Annotated in this window: 19 protein-coding genes; 9 read left to right on the plus strand and 10 right to left on the minus strand. The window is 36.3% G+C overall.

Translation table 11 applies throughout. From position 1 onward, the window contains the following. Window positions 1–51: 51 nt before the first annotated feature. The 3 genes from nuoL to VB264_RS04440 all read right to left on the minus strand — a co-directional run bounded on the left by nuoL (window position 52) and on the right by VB264_RS04440 (window position 3,349). Window positions 52–1,953, minus strand: a complete 1,902-nt coding sequence (nuoL, locus tag VB264_RS04430; protein WP_323247117.1) for an NADH-quinone oxidoreductase subunit L — start codon at window positions 1,951–1,953, stop codon at window positions 52–54. Window positions 1,954–2,008: 55 nt separating this feature from the next. Further along, window positions 2,009–2,338 (minus strand): NADH-quinone oxidoreductase subunit NuoK, encoded by a 330-nt coding sequence (gene nuoK / locus VB264_RS04435; RefSeq protein WP_309922538.1) that lies wholly within the window; start codon window positions 2,336–2,338, stop codon window positions 2,009–2,011. A 195-nt stretch (window positions 2,339–2,533) separates the two neighbouring features. Next, window positions 2,534–3,349, minus strand: a complete 816-nt coding sequence (locus tag VB264_RS04440) for an exonuclease domain-containing protein (RefSeq protein WP_309922541.1) — start codon at window positions 3,347–3,349, stop codon at window positions 2,534–2,536. 155 nt (window positions 3,350–3,504) lie between these two features. Between VB264_RS04440 and VB264_RS04445 the strand changes: the two genes are divergently transcribed. From VB264_RS04445 to VB264_RS04465, 5 genes are all read left to right on the plus strand, one after another. Beyond that, the gene (locus VB264_RS04445) at window positions 3,505–4,476 is read left to right on the plus strand and encodes a polyprenyl synthetase family protein (protein WP_323247120.1); all 972 of its coding nucleotides are present in this window, start codon (window positions 3,505–3,507) and stop codon (window positions 4,474–4,476) included. A gap of 121 nt (window positions 4,477–4,597) precedes the next feature. Beyond that, entirely contained in the window at window positions 4,598–5,215 is a 618-nt protein-coding gene (locus tag VB264_RS04450; protein WP_323247122.1) for a rhomboid family intramembrane serine protease, read from the plus strand. A gap of 267 nt (window positions 5,216–5,482) precedes the next feature. Beyond that, the gene (locus VB264_RS04455; protein WP_323247124.1) at window positions 5,483–6,634 is read left to right on the plus strand and encodes a 1-deoxy-D-xylulose-5-phosphate reductoisomerase; all 1,152 of its coding nucleotides are present in this window, start codon (window positions 5,483–5,485) and stop codon (window positions 6,632–6,634) included. Between the two features lie 89 nt (window positions 6,635–6,723). After that, window positions 6,724–8,115, plus strand: coding sequence for an RIP metalloprotease RseP (rseP, locus tag VB264_RS04460; protein WP_323247126.1), 1,392 nt, complete (start codon window positions 6,724–6,726; stop codon window positions 8,113–8,115). Window positions 8,116–8,278: 163 nt separating this feature from the next. After that, window positions 8,279–8,788: a DUF6702 family protein gene (locus VB264_RS04465; RefSeq protein WP_323247128.1), complete on the plus strand. Its 510-nt coding sequence runs from the start codon at window positions 8,279–8,281 to the stop codon at window positions 8,786–8,788. Between the two features lies 1 nt (window position 8,789). Here VB264_RS04465 and mcrC read toward each other — a convergent pair whose 3' ends face one another. From mcrC to VB264_RS04490, 5 genes are all read right to left on the minus strand, one after another. Next, window positions 8,790–9,830 carry a 5-methylcytosine-specific restriction endonuclease system specificity protein McrC gene (mcrC, locus tag VB264_RS04470; RefSeq protein ID WP_323247130.1) on the minus strand — a complete coding sequence of 347 codons (1,041 nt, stop codon included), beginning with the start codon at window positions 9,828–9,830 and terminating at the stop codon, window positions 8,790–8,792. A 90-nt stretch (window positions 9,831–9,920) separates the two neighbouring features. After that, window positions 9,921–11,258, minus strand: coding sequence for an AAA family ATPase (locus VB264_RS04475; RefSeq protein WP_323247132.1), 1,338 nt, complete (start codon window positions 11,256–11,258; stop codon window positions 9,921–9,923). A gap of 86 nt (window positions 11,259–11,344) precedes the next feature. Continuing rightward, window positions 11,345–12,901: an Rne/Rng family ribonuclease gene (locus VB264_RS04480; protein WP_309922564.1), complete on the minus strand. Its 1,557-nt coding sequence runs from the start codon at window positions 12,899–12,901 to the stop codon at window positions 11,345–11,347. Between the two features lie 725 nt (window positions 12,902–13,626). After that, window positions 13,627–14,487: a tetratricopeptide repeat protein gene (locus tag VB264_RS04485; protein ID WP_309922567.1), complete on the minus strand. Its 861-nt coding sequence runs from the start codon at window positions 14,485–14,487 to the stop codon at window positions 13,627–13,629. Window positions 14,488–14,605: 118 nt separating this feature from the next. Then, on the minus strand, window positions 14,606–14,890 hold the full coding sequence (locus VB264_RS04490; RefSeq protein WP_309922569.1) for an HU family DNA-binding protein: 285 nt from the start codon (window positions 14,888–14,890) through the stop codon (window positions 14,606–14,608). A gap of 350 nt (window positions 14,891–15,240) precedes the next feature. Between VB264_RS04490 and mutY the strand changes: the two genes are divergently transcribed. From mutY to VB264_RS04510, 4 genes are all read left to right on the plus strand, one after another. Then, window positions 15,241–16,305 (plus strand): A/G-specific adenine glycosylase, encoded by a 1,065-nt coding sequence (mutY, locus tag VB264_RS04495; RefSeq protein ID WP_323247134.1) that lies wholly within the window; start codon window positions 15,241–15,243, stop codon window positions 16,303–16,305. Between the two features lie 141 nt (window positions 16,306–16,446). Continuing rightward, the gene (locus tag VB264_RS04500; RefSeq protein ID WP_323247136.1) at window positions 16,447–16,914 is read left to right on the plus strand and encodes a single-stranded DNA-binding protein; all 468 of its coding nucleotides are present in this window, start codon (window positions 16,447–16,449) and stop codon (window positions 16,912–16,914) included. 132 nt (window positions 16,915–17,046) lie between these two features. Then, window positions 17,047–18,420, plus strand: coding sequence for a gliding motility-associated protein GldE (gene gldE, locus VB264_RS04505; protein ID WP_323247137.1), 1,374 nt, complete (start codon window positions 17,047–17,049; stop codon window positions 18,418–18,420). After that, window positions 18,413–19,312 (plus strand): hypothetical protein, encoded by a 900-nt coding sequence (locus tag VB264_RS04510; protein ID WP_323247138.1) that lies wholly within the window; start codon window positions 18,413–18,415, stop codon window positions 19,310–19,312. Before gldE ends, VB264_RS04510 begins: the two co-directional genes overlap by 8 nt. 66 nt (window positions 19,313–19,378) lie before the next feature. Here VB264_RS04510 and VB264_RS04515 read toward each other — a convergent pair whose 3' ends face one another. Further along, a complete protein-coding gene (locus tag VB264_RS04515; RefSeq protein WP_323247140.1) occupies window positions 19,379–20,593 on the minus strand; it encodes an ATP-grasp domain-containing protein in 1,215 nt (404 codons plus the stop codon). Between the two features lie 76 nt (window positions 20,594–20,669). After that, a complete protein-coding gene (locus VB264_RS04520; RefSeq protein ID WP_323247142.1) occupies window positions 20,670–22,130 on the minus strand; it encodes a leucyl aminopeptidase family protein in 1,461 nt (486 codons plus the stop codon). Window positions 22,131–22,208: the final 78 nt, after the last annotated feature.

The following is a 22,208-nucleotide window of genomic DNA, read 5'->3' on the forward strand; positions in this document are numbered from 1 at the left end:
CAATCGGATTTGTAATGAGCAAATCTTTCAATGTATTTAATTGTCTTTAATCTATCCCAAAAGGAAACTTTTCAAGCCCCAAACTAATATGACTGCAATAGATAACACCATTGCAAAAATATAATAACCTGTTGTTCCACTTTGAAGCAAACGAATTTCGCCAGAGAGTGTCTTTACTAATTTTCCTATACTTTCTACAATTAAATCAATTACTAGGAACTCAATAACCGAAGTAAAGAAATTAGAAAGTACTGTGATTGGTTTTACAAAAATGGCATTGTACAATTCGTCTATATAATACTTATTGTAAATTACTTTTTGTAAACCACTTTCTTGCCCTTCCGCTAATGGAACGTTTTTCTTCACAACGTATATGAAGTAGGCAACACCAGCAGAAACCAAAGCCGCTATTACTGAAACAATCATTAATTTTATTTCAAGAGATTCATCAACTGCGACGTGTTCAAGCGCTGATTGCTCAAACAATGGAGCCATAAATGCTGCTAAACTAGCATGACCCCCAAAAATATGTGGGAAGTTAAAGAATCCGCCTATTGCTGAAAGTACTGCAAGAATCATCAAAGGGACAGTCATCGCAAGGGGTGACTCGTGCAAATGATGCTTTTGTTCTTCTGTTCCTCTGAATTCTCCGAAAAATGTAAGGAATAATAAACGGAACATATAGAATGAGGTCATTATTGAACCCAATACACCAAAAGCCCACATTAATTTATTATGCTCGAAAACGTGTGCTAAGATTTCGTCTTTAGAGAAGAACCCTGCGAAAGGAGGAATACCAGAGATAGCAATGGTAGCAATCAAGAAGGTAATGAAGGTGATAGGCAATTTTTTACGAAGCCCACCCATTGAACGAATATCTTGTTCATCAGACATAGCATGAATCACAGAACCCGCTCCTAAGAACAAAAGTGCTTTGAAGAATGCGTGAGTCATTACATGGAAGAATGAAGAAGAATAAGCCATTACTCCCAAGCCCATAAACATATAGCCTAGTTGCGAAACCGTTGAATAAGCCAATACCTTTTTAATATCATTTTGGAAAAGACCAATAGAAGCCGCCAACAAGGCAGTAGCCAACCCTACCCAAGCTACGATATCAAGCGTTTCGGGTGCTAGTGAATACATAACATTCGAGCGAATAATCATGTAAATACCAGCCGTTACCATCGTAGCTGCGTGGATTAAAGCAGATACGGGTGTCGGACCAGCCATCGCATCTGGCAACCATGTATATAATGGAATCTGTGCCGATTTACCCATTGCTCCAACGAACAAAAGAATCGTGATATAAAACAACGTTTTGTCGCCAGAAGAATATCCATCTTCTACTACTTTTCTAAATACTTCTGAATATTCAACAGAACCAAAATGAGTAATTATCAAGAAAATACCCAATAGAAAGCCTAAATCACCGATACGGTTCATAATAAAGGCTTTACGTGCGGCATTTCCGTAATTACTATTCTTATTCCAGAAACCAATTAATAAATATGAACATAAACCTACGCCTTCCCAACCAATGAACATTACGACATAGTTTGAGCCTAATACTAGTAAAAGCATGAAGAACAAGAAGAGATTTAAGAAAGCAAAAAACTTTCCGAAGCCTTCGTCATGACTCATGTAGGCAATAGAGTAAATATGAATTAGCGTTCCTACCCCAGTAATGATTAAAAGCATCAACAACGAAAGTTGATCTAGCTGAAATGACATCGAGATATTCAGGGTGCCAACTGTAATCCAGTCGAACAAATGAACAATCTGAGGTTGACCATTAAAGCCTAAAAACAAGGTTAAAGCACAAGCAAATGAGGCAAATGCTACCGCAGAGCTAATAATACCAGCTAGAGACTTTGGAACATGGCGGAATCCGATTCCATTGATAAGGAAGCCGATTAAGGGAAATAGTGGAATGAGTGTAATTAGAGACATAATTCTAATTTGAAAGTTTTCTAAATTTGAGATGATAATGTTTTAAATTGGAAAATTACCATTTCAATTTATTCAACAAACCAACATCAATTGTCTGGATATTTCTATAAATCATCACGATGATAGCAAGCCCAACAGCTACTTCGGCTGCGGCTACTGCCATGATAAAAAATACAAAGATTTGTCCAGAGGGGTCAGCTTTATAAGATGAAAATGCTACCAGTAATAAATTTACGGCATTCAGCATTAATTCAACCGACATGAAGATGATGATTGCGTTGCGGCGTGTTAATACGCCAATAATTCCGATACAAAATAAGGCTGTACTGAACCAGACATAATAGTTCAAATCTATTTCACGGATGACATCAGGTATTTGTTGCATGAGTATAGCGTTTCTGCTTGAGAACTTAATTAAACGAAACTTATTTTGCTAAATCAAAAAGCACTACTTGTTTATTGAATCTTATAATGTACTTATGAAAACTTATCAGCAAAATTAAGGAAAAACTGATAAAAGCATAAAAACAAAAGACAAAAGTGTAGGTTTATTCTGCCCAGACCTTTGTCTTTTGCTATTTTACTTGTTATTGAAAGCTCTAAGCTTTATTTCTGTGAGTTTTCTCTTGGTATCCATCGGAAAATCACCCTTCATCATCCAATCATAATATGACGGTTCTTCCTTCAATACTTGCACAACTGGCTTGCCAGCATGCTTGCCGAAATTGATTACTTCAATTCCTTCTTTATTGAAAGCCATTCTTTGTGCAAAATCTACGAGTTTAGAGGCCGTGATTTCGTGCAAAGCATCCATGTCATTTTTTACGGGCTCAATCTCAACACCATTACTATCTTTAATTTTCACGCCTTCATAATGTTTTACTTGGGCGTTCAAAACTTCGAGCGTAGCAATTGTATCAGCCTCTGCCGAGTGTGCATCGATTAATTCTTTTTTACAATAAAATTTATAGGCGGCCGATAGCGTACGAGGTTCCATCAAATGAAAAATACGTTGTGCATCAATCAGCCTACGATTTTTAACATCAAAATCTATCTCGTTTCTAAGAAATTCTTCTACTAAAATCGGAACATCGAAACGATTTGAATTAAAACCAGCTAAATCACACCCTTCTAAAAACTGAGCCATCGATTTGGCTATTTGTTTAAAGGTGGGTTCGTTCTTAATGTCTTCATCATAAATACCATGCACCAATGATGACTCCAAAGGAATAGGTATTTCAGGATTTACACGACGGGTTTTGACTGTAACAGTACCATCAATATTTGCTTTGGCAATACTGATTTCTACGATACGGTCTTTTACAACATTTACACCTGTCGTTTCTAGATCGAAAACGGCAAGAGGTTTACGGAGTTTGAGCTGATGGTTGAGCATAAATAATATAGACCTCAATTAGAGGTTTTGCAAAGTTAGCCAAAATAAATCTGAAACGAGTGAGAGTTTAAATTCTTCTTTCTATTTTTGGCAATTCATAACATTTCTAACATGAAGTGCGTTACTTCTTAATAAGAAGAACCATCAATTATTAAATGAAACTTACACAATTCGTACAAGCTCTCAACGAAGAATTTTCACAGCAAACTTACGGCGAACATCCCGAAGAATTATATGAACCCATTCGATATTTAATGTCATTGGGTGGTAAAAGAATGCGTCCATTAATGACGTTGATGGCAACAGCCTTATTCACAGACGATTGGCAAAAAGCAATAAAGCCTGCAACTGCCGTGGAAGTATTCCATAATTTCACTTTAATGCATGATGACATCATGGATAAAGCGCCGTTACGTCGGGGAAAACCTACTGTTCATGCCAAATGGAATGATAATACGGCCATTCTTTCTGGGGATGTAATGCTGGTACAAGCTTACGAATTATTAATGTTTGTAGAAGATACTCGATTTAAAAAAGCATTAAAAAGATTTAATCGTACAGCCGCAGAAGTTTGTGAAGGTCAGCAATTGGATATGAATTTTGAAAAACGTGAGGACGTTAGTGAAGAAGAATATCTGGAAATGATAAAGTTGAAAACGTCGGTATTATTAGGATATGCCCTAGAGCTTGGCGGAATCATAGGCGGAGCAAGCGATAAATCATGTGATTTATTGTATAATATTGGTTTAAATATTGGCTTAGGGTTTCAATTGAAAGATGATTTATTGGATGTTTACGGAGACCCCGAAAAATTTGGTAAGCAAGTAGGCGGTGACATTATTTCTAATAAAAAGACTTTTATGCTGATAGAAGCCTTAGAAAAAGCGACAGGCGATACAAAAATTGAATTAAATAAATGGCTTTCTTTAGAAGAATTTGATGCGACGGAGAAAGTAAAAGCTGTTACTGCTATTTATGATTGCTTGGGAATAGACCAATTGGCTAAAATTAAGATAAATGCTTATTTTGATAAAGCCTTTGAAGCCCTAGATTCACTAAAGGTAGATGATGAAAGAAAGGCTGTGTTACGAACATTCGCTGAAACTTTGATTGATAGAGAGGTTTAGCTTAAATTTGTCAAGAAATATTGTGGCAGTCGAACCATTTGTTTCGACTGCTTTTGTTTTATGAAAAAAGAAACCTATTGTACCTTAATATATTTTTCCACAGATATTCTAAAAAAATAATATGTCATTAACTTTCATTTTTATTGGAATTACTGTTGCTCTTAGCCTTTATGCTTGGAACAACCAAACCATTATGAATAAATGGATTATGAATCCTTATTCAGTAAAGCAATACAAAGAATATTATCGTTTCTTAACGTCAGGTTTTCTACATGCTGATTATGGACACTTATTCTTTAATATGCTGAGTTTATATTTCTTTGGAGATATCGTAGAATATTATTTTTCAGGCATTTTTGGTGCTGATATTGGTTCGTTATTATATGCTGTATTATACTTATTGGGTATTATCGTGGCCAATGTTCCGAGTTATGCCGACCATAAAAATGACCGTTATTATAATGCCTTGGGCGCATCAGGTGGGGTTTCGGCAGTGGTGTTTTCAGCCATACTTTTTCAGCCTACTGCTCAAATATATGTGTATTTTTTCCCAGTGCCGGGCTTTGTATATGCTATTTTATATTCGGCTTATTCATTCTACATGTCTAAACGAAATTTAGATAATATCGGTCACTCTGCCCACTTATACGGTGCTGCTTTTGGGGTTGCTTTTACATTACTCTTACAGCCATCATTATTTTCGCACTTTATTAATCAAATTCTAGGCTGGAGTCTTTAATTTTATACCATAATTCAAACGAGAGATATAAGAATGTCCTTCTTTGTGATTTCTAACCAAGCTTTTAATAAGTACCTTTAAATATAATTGATATTTTATTAGCGAATTGTCTGATAATTAATGAGTCAAAAATTAAATGATATAATGAAATAGAATAATTTGTGAGCGGTTCGCCACAGTTTAAAGGTGTTAATCACTCATTAAATCGCTCAGTTACTTAATAAGATTCATAGCTTACAGCTCATGGCTGATAGCTACTTATAATTTATGCAAAAAAGAAAAATTGCCATTTTGGGCTCAACGGGTTCAATCGGAACACAAGCCTTAGAAGTAATAAAAGCAAACGAAAACATTTTCGAAGTTGAAGTACTAACTGCTCAGAACAATGCTGATTTATTGATTGAACAAAGCTTGGCTTTCAAGCCAAATTGTGTTGTAATTGGTAATGACGATCTATACGATAAAGTACATTCAGCTCTAGATTCGGCAGGCATCAAGGTGTATGCTGGTGCAAAAGCACTCGAAGCCGTTGTTCAAATGGATGCTATTGATATTGTACTTACCTCAATGGTTGGCTATGCTGGCTTATTACCCACTATCAAGGCCATTGAAGCAGGCAAACACATTGCCTTGGCTAATAAAGAAACCTTGGTGGTTGCAGGTGAATTAATTACTAAACTTGCCGAAGAAAAAGGCGTAAACATCTACCCTGTCGACTCTGAGCATTCTGCTATCTTTCAATGCTTAGTAGGTGAATTTCATAACCCTATCGAAAAAATTATCCTGACCGCTTCTGGTGGGCCTTTCAGAGGAAAAAAACGGGAAGACTTATTAAACGTGACCAAAGCACAAGCCCTAAAACATCCAAACTGGGTGATGGGTGCTAAAATCACAATTGATTCGGCCAGTTTGATGAATAAAGGGCTAGAGGTAATTGAGGCTAAATGGTTATTCGGGCTGAAGGCTTCTCAAATCGAAGTAGTGGTTCATCCTCAGTCAATTATTCATTCATTGGTGCAGTTTGAAGATGGTTCAATGAAGGCACAAATGGGCTTGCCTGATATGAAATTGCCAATTCAATTTGCTTTGGGCTTTCCTAACAGACTAAAGTCGGATTTTCCACGTTTTGACTTCACAAAATATCCGTCTCTCACATTTGAACAACCTGATACCGAAACATTTCGTAACTTGCAATTAGCTTTCACAGCGATGGACAAAGGGGGCAACCTTGCGTGTATCATGAATGCAGCCAACGAAATTGCCGTTGAAGCATTTTTGCAGGATAAAATCGGCTTTTTACAGATGCCAGACCTTATCGAAAACTGTATGAATAAAGTAACATTCATTCCTCAGCCAAGTATCGACGATTATATACAAACAGACCAAGAAACACGAAGACTAGCCCAAACGCTAGTTTGATATTTATCAATATTTATTTAATCAGTAAAGAAATCTCAAAACACAAATCGTAAATAGTCAATTAAATTTTACGAGATAACACTTAGCAAATGGACGGTTTAGTTATGGCGGGACAGTTAATTTTAGGACTGTCAATTTTAGTAAGTTTACATGAATTTGGACATTATATTACCGCAAAATGGTTCAAAATGCGTGTTGATAAATTCTACCTATTTTTTGATTTCTTATTCCCAGTACCTACGGTGCTGAACTTTGCTTTATTCAAAAAGAAAATCGGTGATACAGAATATGGTTTGGGTTGGTTTCCACTGGGTGGTTATGTTTCGATTGCAGGGATGATTGATGAAACCCAAGATGCTTCTAAATTATCTGCCGTTCCTGAACCTTGGGAATTCCGTGGTAAACCAGCTTGGCAACGCTTAATCGTGATGCTTGGTGGTATTATCGTTAACGTAATTTTGGGTGTTGTTATCTACTTTGGTATTAACTATAAAACGGGTAATAACTATATTTCTAAAGACGAATTAAACAAAAACGGTATTTATGCAGGAAGCTTAGCACAAGAGGTTGGCTTTAAAACTGGCGATAAAGTACTGAAAGTAAACGGACAAGATTTTAAAGAGTATAGCGAAATAGGTGGTGCTATCTTGGATGATAACGTTTCTTATACCGTAGAGCGGGCTGGTAAAATTATTGAAGTGGTAATTCCATCTGACTTTTTGAATAAATTGTCTGACCAAAAAGATCAATTCATTCAGCCATTATATCCTTTCAAAATTGCGCTAGTTTCCGAACCAAAAAAGCCCTCATTATTAAGTAAACTATTTGGTAAATCTGGCGAACAAGAAGAATATCCTGCCTACAAAGCTGGATTGAAAGCAGGTGATAAAATTGTGAGTATGAACGGACAACCTGTGGTTTTCTATCAGTTATTAAAAGACAGTCTAACAAAATATGCTGGCAAAAAAGTAGCTTTTGGGATAGAAAGACAAGGGAAAGTTGATACAATGGATATTACTGTTACCAAAGAAGGAAAGCTTGGATTTGCGATGGAACGTTTGATTAAATTCTCTCACGAGGATTATACTATCGGACAGGCCTTTGTAATGGGTGCTCACGATGCTTTTGACGTGGTAGTAAAAAATGTAAAAGGCTTTAAAAAGATTTTTGCGGGAGATGTTCGTGCTGATAAAGCATTGAGCGGTCCTTTTGAAATTGCAGAAATGTATGGTGCTCACTGGGATTGGTTAAATTTCTGGACGCTTACAGGTTTGCTTTCGATGGCATTGGCATTTATGAATTTGTTGCCAATTCCTGCGTTAGACGGTGGTCATGCTTTGTTTTTATTATATGAAATCATCACTGGTCGCCCACCATCGGAAAAAGTATTAGAGAGAGCTCAACAAGTAGGAACAGTAATCCTGTTGGGACTAATGGTTTTTGTATTAGGAAATGGTGCCTTCAAAACATTTTTCAAATAGAATGATAGTAATTAATAATATTAATATACAAAAAACCCATACCCAACCCCTTCTCCTTCAGAGAAGGGGCTTTTTTGGCTTCAAGAAGACTATTAAATTCAATTTTTTATCCCTAGCGAGGGACTTAAGTCCCTCGCTAGGGATATTTAGCTTAACTGCATTTGTGAAACGGTTTATCCCCCTTTTAGGAATCATCATCCTTTCAAGCAGTTTCAGGCTAAGTAATACTGGTTTTCACGCATTCCATACGAGTCTTACAGAAATGCGTTATAATGCTAAAAGCAAAGGATTTGAAGTAAGCCTTAGGGTATTTACAGACGACCTAGAGAAGGTAATATCACGTGACAATCAGAACAAGAAAATTGTTATTGAGAATAATGACAAGAATGATGCTTTGGTAGAACAATATGTAAAAAAACACTTTATGTTGGTGAATGCTACCAATCAACTAAAGGCGATTCAATACGTTGGTAAAGAAAAAGAAGGTGATGCTACTTGGATTTATTTAGAAGTACCTGTGAACGAAGCCATTGCAGGATTAAAACTTAAGAATGATGTATTGGTTGATATGTTTGAAGACCAAACAAATATTGTAAATGTCTTTGTAAAAGATGAAAAAAAGTCCTTTATCTTCAATGCAAAAACAAAGATTTTTGCCATTAGCTTTGAGTAATTTATGTAGCATGAGGTTCTAACTCATCCTGTTTTTTATCTAATATTTTTAACAAATCGTTTTTGATTTCCATCCACGATTGATTAAGGTTCAAAGTTTCTACCCTGATTTGATGCCCTTCGTAAGTATAAGAAAGACTCAGACTTTTCTGAACGGTTGGGTACAACAAAATCCCTTCAGCTTGTAGGTTTGGCTGATTTTTTAAGTAGGCAAACATTTGGTATAAGTTCCGAGAATGTATTTTCTCCGCATCATAAAAATGCTGAAGCGTTTCTGAATAATACTTGGCATCTATGATAATCTTTCTGTCAGAAGGGAGTTTGACAGAAATATCCGTTTGCATTTTAGGTAAAAACTGCATCTGTTCACCTGTAAACTGCCAATGTAAATCTTCTCTGAAAACCCTAGCTTCGGGTACTTCAATCTTGTAGAAATTTCGGACAAATTCTTCAAACAGCCTAGCCATTTGGCGTTCGTCTCTCAGAAAATCTTTAAATTTTACTTCACCTGTTTTTTCGTGAATCAGTAGATTGTGATGTAACAATTCACAAATATTGAGTAAAAAGAGATAATACTGATTATGACGATTAATCTGTACACGCGCAAAAGTATCATTACTGATTGTGATAGTATCAATATCAGCTAAATGATACAAAACAGTTTGTATCTCTCTTTTCAGTTTCCTATCAAGCGTTGGCAACTTTATTACATGTTGTAAGGATGTTTTTAATACCTGATTAGATAAAATATTGACTGAAAGCTCATCAAACTCGCACATTGCTAATCCTTGCTGAAATAGATTTTTACGGAATGAATAATTAAAATCTACTCTCCCTTTGATGCCTTGATAAAGGTTTTGTTCGGCAATGTATTGTTTATCTAGCCCACGATTAATTAATAATTTTGTACCCTTCAAAAGCACCCTTGCTAGCAAATTAGGCAAATCTGTCACTTCAATGGTAGAAACATTGATAAGCTCCTTTTCCTCAAGCCGATTCCAAGCATAGCAGAGTAGGTAATATATGTTTTCGATGGGAATCATTTTGAGTGAGGAGTTTTGAATGCGGAGTGCGGAGTGTTTTTTTATTAATCCTTTAGTTTTCTAAATAAGCTCATTTCTCGAAGCTTAAAGCTAAAAAATCTCAAGCAATTTCTTAATCTCAGCCTTTACTTTATCCTCATTATCAAACCAATATTCTTCTAAAAGCGGAGCGATTTCTAGGTTTACAATCCTGCGATACCATTTATGCGTATCATCTTCATTCGCAAAAGTTGAAAAATAACTATGCCCAATCTGAAAACCTTTTTGTAGATTTTTATCATTGGCAATCACTTGATTCAATTGTGAGATTACTTTACTGATGTTTTCAGCAAAATTTCTTTCAACACCTTTTTGTACTAAATATGCTACAAACTTTTGGTTGAAAAGTGGCTCTAGGCTAATAAAGGCAAAGCGTCTTCTCAAGGCATAATCTATCATTGCCAAAGAGCGATCTGCTGTATTCATTGTGCCGATGATGTACAAATTATCAGGCACATAAAACGGTTCAGAGTCTTTATCGCCATAAGTCAATGGCATTTCGTTGGCTCGTCCACGTTTGTCAGATTCAATTAGGAGTAACAATTCACCAAAAATTTTGCTCAGGTTACCACGGTTTATTTCATCAATAATAAAAAAATGGTCTATCCCTGCATTGCGTTGCGCTTGTCTACAAAACTCATAAAATACTCCATTTTTAAGTTTAAACCCTCCTTCTCCGTCAGGTCGTAGCCCTTGAATAAAGTCTTCATAAGAATATGACTGGTGAAACTGTACCATTTTTATCCTAGAATCGTCCTGAGTACCGACCAGCGTATAAGCTAGCCTCTTAGCAATAAAGGTTTTGCCCACGCCCGGAGAGCCTTGAAGAATAATATTTTTCTTGTATTTCAGCGTCTCGAGTATCTCTTCAAATTGCTCTTCATCCATAAATAGGTCAACTAAAGCATCCTTTTTTTCATAAGGTATCAACACATCTTCCCCCATCATTGCTTCTTTCTGTGCATCAATCATTGCCTGAATAGCCTCAAATTCATCCTCGGTAATGTTGAATAAACTTCCTTGATTGTTTCTATTCTTTAATACTTCCGAATCTTTAAAAAAATGAATGGATTTTAGCTCAATCCAATCGATAGGTTCGGGTACTCGTTCTTTCAGTTTGAAAGAAATTATTTCTCCAAAATGAGGGTCGACGTGCAGTGCTTCTGTAATCTCAAAAATTGCTTTTATTTGTTTTACAGGAGTAGATTCATAGCCAATCACTAAATCGCCTTTCTTTACAGCCTCGAAATATTTATAGATCCGCCTTTTATGGTCAAACTCGTTATGCGAAGTATAAGACTGTACTTGTTCAGGTTTGAGCGAGTCTATCGACCAAATACGAGGATTGGCATTCAACCACCAATAATTTCTAGCATTTTTTTGAGGCATCTCTATCATAAGTTTATACAAATATAGGCAAAAAAAACAGCCTGAAATCAAAGTGAAATCAGGCTGTTTTTTCAGGTAATTATCGTTTATCCATTCAATTCGATTGGCTCGCTATGGTCGTTCAGAAATTTGAAATCTGTAATACCAAAGGACGTATCCTGAATTAAATTCACCCATGTTTTATATTTAAAGAACCACTTCATACGGATTGAAGGGAACCCTTTTGTAAAATATGCATGTAAAAACGGATGAAGTAAAATAGTTGGTTTTTTCTCGTTTTGTTTCTCTAGAATATGTTCAAGATGATGCTCTATAATATCCGAAATAGCAATACTTGCCGTAATCTTGCCAGTTCCGCCACATGTCGGACAGTTTTCTGCTGTTACCACATTCATTTCAGGACGAACCCGCTGACGTGTAATTTGCATCAAACCAAACTTTGTCAAAGGCAAAATGGTATATTTAGAACGGTCGGTCTTCATTTCATCCTTCATGATATCCTGAATCAATTTCTTGTTTTCAGGTCTTTTCATATCAATAAAGTCAATGACAATAATTCCGCCCATATCTCTCAGTCTTAACTGACGAGCAATCTCTTTGGCAGCTTCACGGTTTACGCTCAGGGCTGTTGCTTCTTGGCCATCTTCGTTGTTAGATTTATTACCTGAGTTTACATCTATTACGTGCAAAGCTTCGGTATGTTCTACAATTAAATAACCTCCCTGCGGCAAACTTACTGAACGTCCAAACAACATTTTCAGTTGTTTTTCGATACCCAGTTGTTCAAATACTTTATTCTTCCCTTGGTGAAGTTTCACAATTTTTTCCTTTTCAGGAGCAATATTGGAAACATAATTGCGGGCTTCTTGAAACAGTTCTGGGGTATCAACGACAACGCTATCAAAATTCTCGTTTAATAAATCACGCAACATTGATGTTGCACGGCTCATCTCTCCGATTATCTTATCACGTGGTTTAGCACTTTTCAGTGCTTTCATTCCTGCATCCCATTTAGCGATGGACTCGCGGAGGTCTTTATCCAATTCCTCTACTTCTTTTCCTTCAGCTACTGTTCTTACAATCACTCCAAAATTCGCAGGTTTAATTGAAGACATCAAACGTTGTAAACGCTGACGTTCAGCCTTTGCGGTAATTTTTTTGGAGATATTCACCCCATTTGAAAAAGGAACTAAGACGGTATAACGCCCTGCGATAGAAATATCACAAGACAATCGAGGTCCTTTTGTCGAAATAGGTTCCTTCACAACTTGCACTAAAATTGGCGTATTTTTACTTAATACCTTATCAATTTTATCGTGCTTGTCAATTTCAGGTTCTAGCTTAAAGTTATCTAATCGTCCAGACTGTAATCTTTCAGCGATAACCTCTTTCGTAAATTTGTTTAAGGAATTGACGTTCGGACCTAAATCATGATAATGAAGAAAGGCGTCTTTCTCATAGCCAATATCGATAAAGGCAGCGTTCAATCCCGTTACCATCTTCTTGACCGTCCCGAGATAAATATCTCCGACAGAAAAGTGTGGTTCGGACTCCTCTAAGTGGTATTCCACAATACGCTTGTCTTGCAACAAAGCAATGCGGTCACCTTTGGGAGTCGAATTGATAATTAATTCATTACTCACAGGTGATTAAAGCATTTAGAAATGAAAGAGATATGAAGGACGTCGTAGTAGTGAGTATGCTTGCGTTAAGTCTTTAAAAATTTAGAAAATTCCAGATATGTGCGAGCCTAGAAAAAAAGGAAAAATCGATTTTTTATTAGGAGAATTATCACAACAAAAGGGTGATAATTATTAATTAAAATTAGTCTGAAATTTAATATTTTTAAATTGACTTTAATGAAGGTGACTTATCTTGGTTAAGCAAATGATTTTATTAAATAGCCTGATTAAACACTAAATAGAAAACAAAAAGCATTAGTAATTAATACTTAGTATTTTTTTAAAATCACTACATATCCCCAAAATGTCATGACCGAAAATTACATAAAAAACTGACAATGAAACCTTTATGTAATTAAACTTTTCTTTCAAGCAATCAATCTCACAAAAACAACAAAAACAGGCAAATTCCACATAGGAGACTCTGCCTGTTTTTTGGGTACTAAGGCGAAAGGAAAAGACTGGTAATAAATATTTACTTTGCCCGTTTCCTTATGCCTTAACTACTTCTTCTTATGTCTACTTTTTCTAAGACGCTTCTTTCTTTTGTGCGTTGAGATCTTATGTCTCTTTCTTTTTTTTCCGCAAGGCATGATTCTAAAAGGTTTTAAATGTTAAAAATATGTTTAATGTTTTTGTATTTCTGATGCTAAAGAAGCTCGAAAAGTAATATTCAAAGTGCAATATTACTTTAATTTTGACAAAATTTCATTAGCTGCAGCTTTTTCTTGTGAATCAGTACTATTCGCAAGTACTTTTTCTAGAATAGCTTTAGCCTCTTCTTTTCTGTCTAACTCAGCTAAGCAATATCCCAAATTCAAAGCTGCCTTTGAATTAGACGGGTTATTCTTCAAAATTTGTTTAAAGCGTTCAACTGCTTTTCCAAACTGATTTGAACGAATAGAAAGTATGCCTAAACTGAACAAAGCTGGTTCATAATCTGGTTCCTTTGCAATTACTTCTCTCAACATCGTAATACCCTGCATAGGGGTCGAAGTAGATACGTAAGTCATTGCCATGTTGGTTTTAGCCAACAAGTTTTCAGGATTTTTTGCCAAAACTTTACTAAAAATTTCTCTGGCCTTTTCCCCTAACACTGTAGTCTTTTCTGCTTGAAGCGAGTAGGTAAATGCTTCGTAATACAAATTACCTGCTTTCATCAAATTCGTCTCTGAGGGTTCGATTTTGTTGGCTACTTCCTCAGCATAATAAGCGGCACTGTCAAAGCGAGTATATTCTACAAATTTGGCAATCAATTCGTCTGCCGCCTTCATTTTTACTTTCGCTGTGCTACCATTCAAATAACTCCCCTTCAATTGCGCAATCACACGTTGCTGTTCAACACTCAATGTAGCACCATGGCTTTCGGCACTTTCTTGTGTTTTAGATGCTGCCATTTTATCGCGATTGGCAGTTGGTGCAGGGGTTTCTTCCGAAGTTTGCTCCAACTTTCTCTTCTCATCGTTCACAACTACTTTTGGTAAACTGTATAAACCTCCAACCAATCCGAAGGCAATAACGATGATAATGATAAAAGGCTTTTGCATGATTTTTTTAGTTTTTAAGCTATTAATTTATCTGTAAAGGTAAATTTTAAAAACCCCAATTACTGTTAAAGTGTTTCACACGGATAACAAAGAATTTGAACAGACAACTAAACTTAATCTATTTTGCGTTTGATTTAACCTGTTCTACAAAAGTTTTTGCAGGTTTGAAACTAGGAATAAAGTGTTCTGGAATCTCGATTGAAGTATTCTTAGAGATATTACGAGCGATTTTGTGTGCTCTTTTCTTGTTTACAAAACTTCCGAAACCTCTTACATAAATTGGTTCACCATTTGAAAGGTTGTCTTTTACTACCGAAAAGAAAGACTCAATTGCACTTGATACATCTGCTTTGTCGATACCAGTCTTGTCTGAAATTTCTGCGATTACGTCTGCTTTAGTCACTTTATTGAAAATTTTAGGATTAATAAAAAATATGTTAAACAAATAATGATTGGTTGCGTTTCAGCATTGAAAATAACGGTAGAGTTCACCTTGATTTTAGTGATGAAATCATTACTTTCGTAACCCCTTGATTATTAAGGGTCACAAAGGTACGGCTTTGGTTTGAATTATGAAAGAAACAAAAAAATATTATCCGAACTTTTTTTTCGTAATTGCTTAATTGTTAGCCGATTGCCAAAACTTAAATCCGTTCTCGAATATCAATTTTTAGATTAATTTCTTGGAAAAACAATAAATTCAGTCATTTTTAGTACAAAAGTCTATTTGCGAACAAACAAACTACTCATCCTTTGAAAAACGATTTTTTCTCAAAAAAAATTACGAATTGGTATCTTCAACACAAACGAGATTTACCTTGGCGAAACACCCAAAACCCGTATTACATCTGGTTATCTGAAATTATTCTTCAACAAACTAGGGTAGCACAAGGCATGCCTTACTACTATAAATTTGTAAATGCCTTCCCTACTATTCAAGACTTAGCCAATGCCGAAGAAAACGAAGTATTAAGGCTTTGGCAGGGTTTGGGGTACTATTCAAGGGCAAGGAATCTACACAAAACAGCCAAAATGGTTGTTGAAGATTATAACGGTATATTTCCAAAAAAGTATTCAGAATTATTAAAATTAAAAGGAATTGGTACTTACACCGCCGCTGCCATTGCCTCTTTTTCCTCAGGCGAAAAAGTAGCTGTGCTGGATGGCAATGTGTATAGAGTACTCGCAAGGGTATTTGGTGAAACAACCGATATTTCGGGGAAGGATGCCAAAAAAGTATTTACCCAATTAGCCGAAAGTGTATTGCCTGATGATAATTCGGCTATGCACAATCAAGCCATTATGGAGTTCGGAGCATTACAATGTACTCCTGCTTTGCCCAATTGTATGTTTTGCCCACTTTCAATGGAATGTATTGCTTATGCTACTGGCCGTGTGGGGGTACTTCCTGTAAAATCTAAAAAGATAAAAGTAAAAGAACGTTTTTTTAATTACTTTATCATTGAACAAAATGGTAATTTTGCCATGCGTAAACGAAAAGGAAGAGATGTTTGGGAAGGAATGTATGATTTTTATCTAAAGGAATGTGAAGAAAATATTCAAGATTTATTGTATCTTGCTACTGAAGATATGTTCTTGACTGACCTGATGAAAAAATCATTAATCAAAAGAGAATCAATCACATACACTCATATACTTACTCATCAACGCATACAAACGAAATTTTGGCATCTAGAAGTACAAGAAAATTTTCTTGTAGATTTGCCTCAAGAACTTGAATGGTACAGCCTCAATGAAGTAGATGATTTACCAAAATCAACCTTGGTCAATAATTACTTAAAAGAGTTTGTATTTTAATAGAAAATAGGTGCGCAATTTGAACTTTTTGTAGATATTTAACGATAAAATATAATATCAGTTCCTATCGACAAATTTGTAACTTGAATTGTTTTTCATTAAATTCACATAGGTTCTCAAACTTTTAAAAACAATTAAAAAATGGCTGGCGTAAATAAGGTAATTCTGCTAGGACGATTGGGTGCTGACCCAGAAGTAAGATCACTCCCTAGTGGTTCTAAAGTAACAACTTTTAGTATAGCAACTTCTGAAGCTTATAATAACAGAGATGGACAGAGAGTTGAACAAACTGAATGGCATAGAATAGAACTTTGGGATAATTTAGCCAACATTGCAGAGCAATACCTCCACAAGGGAGATTCTGTATATGTTGAAGGTAAAATTCGTACTGAAGAATATACTGACAAAGATAATATCGTAAGAAAAGCGACTAAGATTAGAGGAACTTCTATGACTTTGGTAGGTGGCAGAAGCAATGAGGGAGGCTCTGAAAGTGCTCAGGCAGTGCCTTCGCAACAATCACGCCCTGCACCAGAAAGAACGCCTGCTCCGACTCCTGAATTCAGTAGCAATACTGGTAGTGACGATAGTGATGATTTACCATTTTAAATTATAAGTTAGTTAGTGATTGAAGATTGGTAATTAGTATGTTTGCTTTCAGAACTATCAGACAAAAATATCAAAACAATTAATTACCAATCATTACCAATTAATCACTAAAGCACTAAAACCCATTATATTTTGGAAACCCGATTATCCGACGAACCTCACCCGATTTTGGTGCTTTTAGCCCAAGTTGAAAGCACCTCATCTTACAGCGTTTATGGAATCAATGCGTTGATTCTATTAGGCTTATTAATATTATCAGCCTTGTTGGCTGGCTCTGAAGTCGCATTCTTTTCATTATCTTCTGACGAACGTGCTTCTTGCCGTGAAAGCGATAGTGGTACTGAAAGAAAAATCTCTAAATTACTAGACAAACCACAGCTACTACTAGCTACTTTATTAATTTCCATCAATCTAGTAAACATTACCTTTATCACTATTGCTACTTATGTAACCGAACAAGTAGTAGGCGAAAAAGAAAAAGAAGGCTTAGTAGCTACCTTAGTCCTTTTGGTTGGGGTGACTTTTATCATTACTTTTTTTGGGGAACTAATACCGAAAGTTTGGGCTCAGCAAAACAACCTCCGCTTTGCTAAAATAACGGCTCCTTTATTAGAAATTGCTACAATCATCTTCCAACCTCTATCTTCGCTATTGCTAGGTATCAGTAATATTATTGAAAAAAGAGTAGAACGAAAGGGGTATACCATTACTGCCGACGAGCTAAACCATGCCCTAGAGATTACAACAGGCAAAGACACATCAGAACAAGAAAAAGACCTTTTAAAAGGTATTGTAAATTTTGGGAGTACCTCCGCCAAAAGCGTAATGCGTTCGAGAAGAGATATTACGGCCTTTGATATTGCTTTTGATTTCCATGAATTGATGGATAAAATCAACAAATCTGGTTATTCGCGTGTGCCCGTTTATAAAGAAACTGTTGATAAAATAGAGGGTATTTTATATATCAAAGACCTTTTGCCACATCTGGAAAAAGACGAGCATTTCAAATGGCAAGATTTACTACACCAAACTTTTTTCATTCCAGAAAGTAAAAAGATTGACGACTTGTTGTACGATTTCCAAGAAAAAAGAGTGCACATGGCCGTGGTAGTAAACGAATATGGTGAAACAGAAGGGATTGTGACAATGGAGGATATTATCGAGGAAATAGTAGGTGATATTCATGATGAGTCGGATGTAGAAGATTTGGGCTATGTAAAATTAAATGATGGCTCTTTTGAATTTGAAGGCAAAGTTTCTTTGAATGATGTATGTCGTGCACTAAGTGTAGATAATGATTATTTTGATAAGGCCCGAGGCGATAGTGAATCATTGGCGGGTCTTTTGATTGAGTTGTTTACTCGTTTGCCTCATGCTGGAGAAGAAGTGGAGTATGACAAATATAAATTCAGAATTTCTTCCGTAGATACTCGTAGAATCAAGAAAGTAAAAGTAACCCCTAAAGTGGAGGAAGAAGAAAAGCCCTCTTTAAAGGAAAATGAATAAGCTTATTTTCTTATTGCTATTATCGTTAGTGGCGTGTGAAGAAAAACCTACCCCGATTACGATTAGTGACAATTTTGATAACCCGACAGACTTAGGACTTATCGAAAACAAGGCTATCGACGAAGCCTCAGGTTTAATAGCAAGTCAGACAAACAAAGGATACCTCTGGACTCACAATGATAGTGGTGATAGCAATCGTATTTTTTTGATGGATAAAGCAGGTAAAGGCTTGTATGAGTTTTATTTACAAGGTGCTACAAATAGGGACTGGGAGGCTATTTCGAGCGTTACTTTTCCAGAAGGTTCGTATTTGTACGTTGGCGAGATTGGTGATAACAATGCTCAATATGACGAATATGCTATTTATAAAGTAGCTGAACCTACTATTGCAGCGAATACGCCAAGTGTTAACACATTGACTAACGTTCAAAAAATTACGTTTAAATATCCTGATGGTGCAAAAGATGCTGAGTGTATGTTAATCGACCAAGAAACGAAGGATATTTACATATTAAGCAAAAGAGAAAAAAACCAACGCCTTTATCGGATTCCTTATCCACAGTCTTTTTCGCAAACAATTACGGCCGAATTTGTAGAAGAGGTTTCATTTTCAGTAGCCAACAATCAAGGATTTTATATTACAGATGGGAGTATTTCTGCCGATAATCAAGAAATACTTATCAAGAACTATCTACAAGTATTTCACTGGAGACGCCAAACCAATGAAAGTATTCCGTCAGCCTTAAAGCGTGCGGCTAGTTTGTTGCCCTATACAGCCGAACCACAGGGAGAAGGCATTAGTTTTAGCTACGATGGCTCAAGCTTTTATACCATCAGCGAAGAAAGCGATAATAAAATTCCAGTGCATTTGTACCAGAGTAAACGCAAATAAGAATGCAGTTATAGTAAAATCACTAGAGAGGGACTTAAGTCCCTCTCTAGTGATTTTAAGACATTTTTAATGTGTTGGTTTATCTGGAACAGGAGCCGAAGCATGAAAATTTTGATAAATACGCTGAGCATAATCATTTAAAATTTCAATGACTCTTTCACGGCTTTCAGATTTCACAATCATACCTATGTGATACTCTTCGTTCATTCTCCAATAAATCTCTGGCGCATCAAACCCTGCTAAATTGGGATATTGTTGTCTAGTTAAAGAAATAATAATTCCCGAATAGTTGTTTTCAACAGGCGGCAACGTATATTCTTCTTTTTTAGCTACAGCCGTTTCAATATTTGCCCATTCTCGCCATAGATTAATCCCCGATGAGGCTTCGACCATCTCAGCTAGGTTCGCCCCTCCTACCCTTGACGCCGTTTCTAAAAAGATAATCTCACCCGTTTCATGGTCTTTGATAAACTCTGAATGAGTAGCAGAATAATTCATGCCAAAGGCTTTCATTACTTGGGCATTAGCTTCTTGTAGGGCAAGGTCGAGCTCTGAACCAATAGGCACAGTGACCGAACGGAAAATACCTCCACCATGTGCCACTTCCATCGGCGTTGATAGGTATTGACTTGAACGCGTAAATACAAATTCTCCATGTAAAGAAATTGAATCCACATGAAATACATCTCCAGGCTTGAATTGTTCAACCAAATATTCATGGCGACGGTCGCCCAAATAATGAACTACCTCCCACAACTGTTCAGAATTATATACTTTTTTGATACCTGTAGCAGAGGCCTCTGAACGAGGTTTTATAACGCATGGATAGGTTACTTTCTGAGTAAATTCAAAAATATCATTATCATTAAACAAGCTTGAAAACATAGGTACTTTTATCCCTGCATCCTCAGCTTTCATCCGCATAGCTAATTTATCCCTAAAATGTCGGCTAGTAGTTTGTCCCATGCCCGGAATACGGAAATGTTCTCGTAAATGGGCAGCCTTTTCTACATCAAAATCATCTAAAGCCACAATTCTATCTACCTTTCTTGAACGCATCATATAGGCTAAGCCTAAAATTACCTCGTTCATATCAATGGAACCGTCCGCTTTTTCTTCAACGTAAAATATTTCATCAATAAATGCTCGAACCCAAGGTTTGTGCTCTAGCTTTTTATTCGTCAATAAATACACCTTGTTTCCAGCCTGTTTACAAGCTCGCAAAAACTCATTCCCTTTAAAATAAGTAGAAATACAAAGAAAAGAAAGCGTTGATGACATAGTTTATCAGGATTAAATAGATTTTGCAATTAATTAAAATTAATAAAATCAACGGATTAAGCCAAGAAAGTACTAACTATATTTTACTTAAAAAATCGACTAATAGTCTTACTCCAAAAGCCGTTCCAGTTCTGTGCGGAGCAAATTCTGTGTCACCAAAGGCTGTTCCAGCAATATCTAAATGAGCCCACTTTGGATGATTATCAGTAAATACTTCTAAGAATTTTGCCGCAGAGATAGCCCCAGCCATTGGCTTACCCGAATAGTTGCGAACATCAGCAATATCCGAAGTAATATCTTCTTTGTAAACATCCCACAAAGGCAAACGCCATAGTCGTTCTCCCGTCTCAGTAGCAGATTGATTCAACGCATCAGCTAATTCATCATTGCTCGTAAACATACCCGCAGCATGATAGCCCAGTGTGGCGACACAACTACCTGTTAGCGTAGCTAAATCGATGATAGTATCAACCTTGAAATTCTTCGTTAGGTAACTTAATCCATCTGCCAGAATCAATCTTCCTTCCGCATCAGTATCAATCACCTCAATCGTTTTTCCTGAATAAGAATTGATTACATCGCTTGGCTTAAATGATTTGCCATCTACCACATTTTCGCAAGCAGGGATTATGCCTATTAAATGTATAGGTAATTCAAGCTTGGCGGCTAATTCTATCGCACCAAAAACAGCAGCGGCACCTCCCATATCCGACTTCATCAAGTGCATATTAGTCGACGATTTTATGGATATTCCACCAGTATCAAAAGTAACTCCCTTGCCTACTAAACCTACGGTTTGGGTAGCTTTGGGCGAACGATATTCCATGATAATCAACATCGGGGGATGTTCGCTACCTTGTCCTACCGCCAAAAGCGCATTGAGTTTCTGGGTATTCAACTGCTGTTTTTCAAGTACCTTTACGGAATAATTATATTTTTCGCCAGATGCTAACGCCCATTTTGCTAAAGTATGCGGCATTTTTTTATTAGCAGGAGCATTCATCAAATCAAACACCTGCATTTGCGTTTCGGCAATTGCTTTCCCTTTTTGAATGAAGGCTTCTAAATTTTTCGATTCGCTGATGATATTCAATGTTCCTTCGTTTCCCAACAGTGGAATATTGGCTTTATCATCCGTTTTATACAAGCCAACATCATAAGTACCCAATATGCAACCATTCACAAGGTATTCTACCCATGCTTCGGGCAATGTTCTGGCATCAATACATACTGTGTTGGGTAGCTTTGTTTTTTGTTCGTGAATCAGTCTCCTGAATGCACGAATGATATCAGCAGTGTTGGGATTTTTCCCTAAACCCAACAATATTACTTTCTGGTGCAGAGCAGAGTACACTACATGAATTTCTTTGAAATCTGCCTTAAAGTCTTGTTTAAGTAAAAGGGCATCTATTCCAAAATTTTGGGCTACTTTTTCTAGCTCATCCGTAGGCTCATTAGTCTGCAAAATCGGCACAATGATAGCTTTATCCTCCTGATTGAACTGACTAATAATATTAATCCTGATGTTATTTTTCATGTAAGTAGTTTAATTTAGAGCTATGAGCTGTGAGAAATAAGCTTTTTGTTATTAACTCTAGGAATGTAAACAGCTCAC

It is taken from the genome of Arcicella aquatica (assembly GCF_034928825.1).
Classification (GTDB): Bacteria; Bacteroidota; Bacteroidia; order Cytophagales; family Spirosomataceae; genus Arcicella; species Arcicella aquatica.

Excerpts from the sequence above, each read along its gene's own strand:
- nuoL (WP_323247117.1), bottom strand. The coding sequence starts at position 1,953 with ATGTCTCTAATTACACTCATTCCACTATTTCCCTTAATCGGCTTCCTT.
- nuoK (WP_309922538.1), bottom strand. The coding sequence starts at position 2,338 with ATGCAACAAATACCTGATGTCATCCGTGAAATAGATTTGAACTATTAT.
- VB264_RS04440 (WP_309922541.1), bottom strand. The coding sequence starts at position 3,349 with ATGCTCAACCATCAGCTCAAACTCCGTAAACCTCTTGCCGTTTTCGAT.
- VB264_RS04445 (WP_323247120.1), top strand. The coding sequence starts at position 3,505 with ATGAAACTTACACAATTCGTACAAGCTCTCAACGAAGAATTTTCACAG.
- VB264_RS04450 (WP_323247122.1), top strand. The coding sequence starts at position 4,598 with ATGTCATTAACTTTCATTTTTATTGGAATTACTGTTGCTCTTAGCCTT.
- VB264_RS04455 (WP_323247124.1), top strand. The coding sequence starts at position 5,483 with ATGCAAAAAAGAAAAATTGCCATTTTGGGCTCAACGGGTTCAATCGGA.
- rseP (WP_323247126.1), top strand. The coding sequence starts at position 6,724 with ATGGACGGTTTAGTTATGGCGGGACAGTTAATTTTAGGACTGTCAATT.
- mcrC (WP_323247130.1), bottom strand. The coding sequence starts at position 9,830 with ATGATTCCCATCGAAAACATATATTACCTACTCTGCTATGCTTGGAAT.
- VB264_RS04475 (WP_323247132.1), bottom strand. The coding sequence starts at position 11,258 with ATGCCTCAAAAAAATGCTAGAAATTATTGGTGGTTGAATGCCAATCCT.
- VB264_RS04485 (WP_309922567.1), bottom strand. The coding sequence starts at position 14,487 with ATGCAAAAGCCTTTTATCATTATCATCGTTATTGCCTTCGGATTGGTT.
- VB264_RS04500 (WP_323247136.1), top strand. The coding sequence starts at position 16,447 with ATGGCTGGCGTAAATAAGGTAATTCTGCTAGGACGATTGGGTGCTGAC.
- VB264_RS04510 (WP_323247138.1), top strand. The coding sequence starts at position 18,413 with ATGAATAAGCTTATTTTCTTATTGCTATTATCGTTAGTGGCGTGTGAA.
- VB264_RS04515 (WP_323247140.1), bottom strand. The coding sequence starts at position 20,593 with ATGTCATCAACGCTTTCTTTTCTTTGTATTTCTACTTATTTTAAAGGG.
- VB264_RS04520 (WP_323247142.1), bottom strand. The coding sequence starts at position 22,130 with ATGAAAAATAACATCAGGATTAATATTATTAGTCAGTTCAATCAGGAG.